Raw genomic sequence first — 5,186 nt, forward strand, 5'->3', positions numbered from 1 at the left:
CGGTCCAATACAAACGTTTGTTTGAATCTGCTCCAGCCCAGTAAAATCAAGGTGGCCAGGGGGCGTGACCGGTGAGTTCCGCGTATTGACCGGTCAGGGCTCAGCGGTCAAGATACGGCCAGCTTCATGTTCGATGCAGCGCCTGCGTGCAGTACAGGATGCCTCGAATCTCGACCCCGGCACGGGTCATTCATCCATGTCGAACGCCCATCGGGTCGAGTTTACACGTCATACTTGTTGAAGGCTGCCCCGTTTTGTTGGACAAGGTCTTGAAAAATCAGGTTTTTGCCAGCACTACGCAATGCTGCAAACGTTTCAATGGTGCCCTTGCGCCCACGTCATCGTCCGGTCTGCCTGGGCGACATTCTTTTCACCGGAGAGTAACGAGGAATCCATGAAGGTTCTTGTAGCTGTCAAACGAGTGGTCGATTACAACGTCAAGGTTCGCGTCAAGGCGGATAACTCAGGCGTTGATCTTGCCAACGTCAAGATGTCGATGAACCCGTTCTGCGAAATCGCTGTTGAAGAAGCCGTCCGCCTGAAAGAGAAAGGCATCGCCAGCGAAATCGTCGTGGTCACCATCGGCCCGGCCACCGCTCAGGAGCAACTGCGCACCGCGCTGGCCCTGGGCGCCGACCGCGCCATCCTGGTCGAGCACGCCGAGGAACTGAACGCCCTGGCAGTGGCCAAGCTGCTCAAGGCGGTGGTCGACAAGGAACAGCCGCAGTTGGTGATCCTGGGCAAGCAGGCGATCGATAGCGACAACAACCAGACTGGCCAGATGCTGGCAGCGCTGAGCGGCTATGCCCAGGGCACCTTCGCGTCGAAGGTCGAAGTGGCGGGCGACAAGCTCAATGTCACCCGTGAAGTCGATGACGGTCTGCAGACCGTTGGCCTGACCCTGCCGGCCATCGTCACCACCGACCTGCGTCTGAATGAGCCGCGCTACGCTTCCCTGCCCAACATCATGAAGGCCAAGAAGAAGCCGCTCGAATCGCTCACGCCCGAGGCGCTCGGCGTGTCGTTGACCTCCACCAACAAGACCCTCAAGGTCGAGGCGCCAGCGACCCGCAGTGCCGGTGTCAAGGTCAAGTCGGTGGCCGAACTGGTCGAAAAACTGAAAAACGAAGCGAAGGTAATCTGAATGACTATCCTGGTTATCGCCGATTATGTAACCGAAGGTCAGGTGAACACTGGCGTTGCACCTTCGACCCTGAACACCGTGGCTGCCGCGCAGAAGATCGGCGGCGACATTCACGTGCTGGTCGCCGGCGTGCAGGTCGACAGCGTTGCGCAAGCCGCCGCGAAGATCGCGGGCGTGAGCAAGGTGCTGGTGGCGGACAATGCCGCCTACGCGCACCAGTTGCCTGAAAACGTGGCACCGCTGATCGTCGAGCTGGCCTCAGGCTACAGCCACGTGCTGTCCGCTGCGACCGCCAACGGCAAGAACATCCTGCCGCGCGTTGCCGCTGTGCTGGACGTCGACCAGATATCCGAGATCATCTCGGTCGAGTCGCCGGACACCTTCAAACGTCCGATCTACGCCGGCAACGCCATTGCCACTGTGCAATCGAGCGCTGCGATCAAGGTCATCACCGTGCGTGCCACCGGTTTCGACGCCGTGGCTGCCGAAGGCGGTTCAGCGACTGTCGAAGCGGTGGGTGCAGCTCACGATACCGGCAAATCGAGCTTCGTTGGCGAAGAGCTGGCCAAGTCCGATCGTCCCGAGCTGACCGCGGCGAAGATCGTCGTCTCCGGCGGCCGTGGCATGCAGAACGGCGACAACTTCAAGCACCTCTACACCCTGGCCGACAAGCTGGGTGCTGCCGTGGGTGCGTCGCGTGCAGCGGTGGACGCCGGCTTCGTGCCCAACGACATGCAGGTCGGCCAGACCGGCAAGATCGTTGCGCCGCAGTTGTATATCGCGGTAGGCATTTCCGGCGCCATCCAGCATCTGGCTGGCATGAAGGACTCCAAGGTGATCGTTGCGATCAACAAGGACGAAGAGGCGCCGATCTTCCAGGTGGCCGACTATGGCCTGGTCGCTGACTTGTTCGAAGCCGTTCCCGAGCTGGAAAAGCTGGTCTGATCCAGCGCTTCGCGCTGCGGTCGAGTCAAGCCTGGTCGCCATCCGTTGCCCACAGGGCAGCGGGCGGGGACCGGGCTTTTTTGCATCTGAATTTGCGTGTGACATGGGCTGGAGAGGTTGAGCATGACCAGACAAGGCAGACTTCGCCGCGCGGGCTTTTGCATGGTCGCGGCGTTGCTACCGCTGGCAGCGCAGGGGGCGGGCAAGTGCGAGCGACTGGTTGCCAGTGGCAGCCCCGACGCGCCGCCCTATCTATGGCGGGATCCACAGGACCCGGAGCGCCTGATCGGCGTCAACGCCGAGCTGTTGCAGCAGGTGGCGACCCAGATCGGCGTCAAGGTCGACATTCTTTATGCCGGCAAGCGTTCACAGGCGCTGGAAGAGGTGCGCAGTGGGCGAATGGACTTGCTGGTGGATGCACCCCTGAACGTCAGCGAGCTTGAATCCCTGGATTATGTGCATCCTGCCCTGGTCCCGAACGATTACCTGGTGTGGACCCTGCGATCGACGCCGCTGACTTACCGCAGTCTTGCCGATCTTCACGGCCACGCCGGGGCGATCTCGGCCAAGGCGCGACCCACCCAGGCATTCGCCACACTGGCCGCCGAGCATCTGAAGCTGGTCAGTACGGACAATCTGATTCAGGCCTTCGACAAGCTGGTGCTTGGCCAGGTCGAATACGTGATCGCCGGACGCTATTCCGGTGCGGCCATGGCTCAGGCACAGGGCCTGGGCGATCGACTGCAAAGCAGTGAGCTGCCCGTCGACCGGCCGGGGTTGTACCTGGCGTTGTCTCACGACTCCGCGTGCAACGATCCCTGGCTGCGCGGACAGCTGGCGAAAAAAATGACAGAATTGACCGCTTCAGGCATACCTCCCGAGGTGTTTTCCCGCAATGTCGAGCGTTGGAAAGTCCAGCAATCGCTCAAGCCTGCAGCACTTCCACAGTAGGAATCTTTCGTGAACATTCAAACGATGACCGCAGGCGCGATGCTTGCGCTGCTTGCCGGTTGCGCCAACGACCCGGCGCCTACGCAGCAATTGCGTCTGGCTGACCAGACCGTCGAGCAGGCCCGCGCCGTTGGCGCCACAGACGACAACGAGGCCATGAAGATGGCGGTCGACAAACTTGCCCAGGCGCGTGCGCAAATGGTCGATGAAAACTACAAGAGCGCCCGGCTCAACGCCGAACAGGCCGAGTTGGACGCACGTCTTGCGGAAGATCAATTGTTGACTGCCAAGGGGCAGGAGCAGATCAAGGTGCTGGAGGCTCGCATCCAGCGCCTGCGTAAACAATTGGGAGACATGCAGTGAAGCAGTTGACGGGAATGCGCATAGGCCTGGTGCTGGCGGCCGGTTTGGTGACGGTAGGCTGTACCGGTCAGCGCGCCAATAGCGAGGCCGTCCAGCGTGCCGAGGTTGCCTTTCAGGCGGTTCGTGATGATTCCAACGTGCTGCGCAGCGCGCCCAAGGATGTCATCCGGGCTGGCGAATCGCTGGCCCGCGCCGAGCGGCTCGCCAGCTATTGGGGCACGGGCAGCGACGCTCAGCATTATGCCTACCTGAGCCAGCGCTACAGCGAGATCGCCCGGGAGCGCAGTCAGCAGATGCTCAATCAGCAGCGCCTGACCAAGCTACAGATGGACCAGCAGCGCCTGCAACTGGCGTTGCGTGACTCCAAGCTGGAAAGCGTGCAGCAGCAGGGCAAGTGGCTGGAAGAGCAGATTCTGGCGTTGGCCAATGTCGAGGCCGACCGCGGGCTGGTGATGACACTGGGTGACGTGCTGTTCGATACGGGGGAAGCGCAGCTCAAGCCACAGGCCAACCGTACGATCCTCAAGCTCGTGCAGTTCCTGCAACTCAATCCCAAGCGCGTGGTGCGTATCGAAGGCTACACCGATAACACTGGTGAAAAAGCCTTCAACCTGCAGCTGTCGACCGACCGAGCGCAGTCGGTAGCCGACACGCTGGTTGACTTGGGCATCGATGAGTCGCGTATTCAGGTACAGGGTTATGGCGACGCCTATCCTGTGGATGCAAACGCTTCGGAGCGGGGCAGGGCGCAGAACCGTCGGGTCGAGATCGTCTTTTCCAACGCAAAAGGGGAAATGGCGTTGCCGCGCGGTTGATGGAGAGGTGAATCTGGACAGTGCAGTTGCAGGATCAGCTCTGCTATTCTGCCAGCTGTCCCCGTACAGTTTGCATCTGTAGGGGTCCAGTGGCACATCTGAGATCCCGCCATGACCAACCTCTTGCTCTACCAGCGTATTGCCCAACAGTTGGCTGATGACATCCGTCGAGGTGTCTATCAGCCAGGTGAGCGTGTGCCTTCGGTACGCAAGATGAGCGCGCAGCTCAATGTCAGCCACGCCACGGTGTTGCAGGCCTACGCCAACCTCGAGGACCAGGGGTTGATCCGCGCGCGGCCACAGTCTGGCTACTACGTGCACCAGACGCCCGCGCTGACGGCGCCGACGCCTGACATTGCACGGGTGGAGCGGCCGGGGTTGGTCACACGCAGCAGCATCATCCAGCAGGTGCTCGACGAGTCCCGGCGCGAGGGCGTGTTTCCGTTGGGCGCCGCGGTGCCCCACGTCGAGTTTCTGCCGGTACGGGCATTGCACCAGCAATTGGCCAAGGTCACCCGATTCCAGAGTCCACGTGCGTTCAGTTACATGTTCAGCCCAGGCTTCGAGCCGCTGCGCCGGCAGGTGGCGATCCGCATGCGCGATGCTGGCGTGGTGGTCGATCCTTCGGAGATCGTCATCACTCACGGTTGCGTCGACGCGTTGCAGATGAGCCTGCGCGTGCTCACCCGGCCTGGAGACCTGATTGCGGCCGAGTCGCCTACCTATTACGGTTTGCTGCAACTGGCGGACTTGCTCGGGCTCAAGGTGATCGAGATCCCCAGCGATCCGTCGACGGGTATCAGCCTGGAGGCGCTGCAGCTAGCCGCCAATCAGTGGTCGATCAAGGCGTTGGTGCTGACGCCGCGCTTGAGCAATCCACTGGGCGGGACCATGCCCGAGGAGCGCATGAAGCAGCTGTTGCGACTGTCTTCGGACTTCGATATCCAGATCGTCGAGGACGATATCTA

Annotated in this window: 6 protein-coding genes; all 6 read left to right on the plus strand. The window is 61.3% G+C overall.

The features are described 5' to 3' along the window. Positions 1-394 precede the first annotated feature (394 nt). Complete coding sequence (locus B2V21_RS01000) at positions 395-1,144, plus strand: electron transfer flavoprotein subunit beta/FixA family protein (RefSeq protein ID WP_282348553.1); 750 nt, start codon at positions 395-397, stop codon at positions 1,142-1,144. Beyond that, complete coding sequence (locus B2V21_RS01005; RefSeq protein ID WP_286915761.1) at positions 1,145-2,089, plus strand: electron transfer flavoprotein subunit alpha/FixB family protein; 945 nt, start codon at positions 1,145-1,147, stop codon at positions 2,087-2,089. It abuts the gene before it with no gap. A gap of 123 nt (positions 2,090-2,212) precedes the next feature. Then, on the plus strand, positions 2,213-3,040 hold the full coding sequence (locus B2V21_RS01010) for a substrate-binding periplasmic protein (RefSeq protein ID WP_376787100.1): 828 nt from the start codon (positions 2,213-2,215) through the stop codon (positions 3,038-3,040). Positions 3,041-3,049: 9 nt separating this feature from the next. After that, positions 3,050-3,403, plus strand: a complete 354-nt coding sequence (locus B2V21_RS01015) for a DUF4398 domain-containing protein (protein WP_376787101.1) — start codon at positions 3,050-3,052, stop codon at positions 3,401-3,403. A gap of 14 nt (positions 3,404-3,417) precedes the next feature. Beyond that, entirely contained in the window at positions 3,418-4,218 is an 801-nt protein-coding gene (locus B2V21_RS01020) for an OmpA family protein (RefSeq protein ID WP_049859848.1), read from the plus strand. 111 nt (positions 4,219-4,329) lie between these two features. Further along, on the plus strand, positions 4,330-5,186 hold an 857-nt coding region (locus B2V21_RS01025), incomplete at its 3' end, for a PLP-dependent aminotransferase family protein (RefSeq protein WP_286915762.1).

It is taken from the genome of Pseudomonas sp. UBA6276 (genome assembly GCF_002438365.1).
Classification (GTDB): domain Bacteria; phylum Pseudomonadota; class Gammaproteobacteria; order Pseudomonadales; family Pseudomonadaceae; genus Aquipseudomonas; species Aquipseudomonas coleopterorum.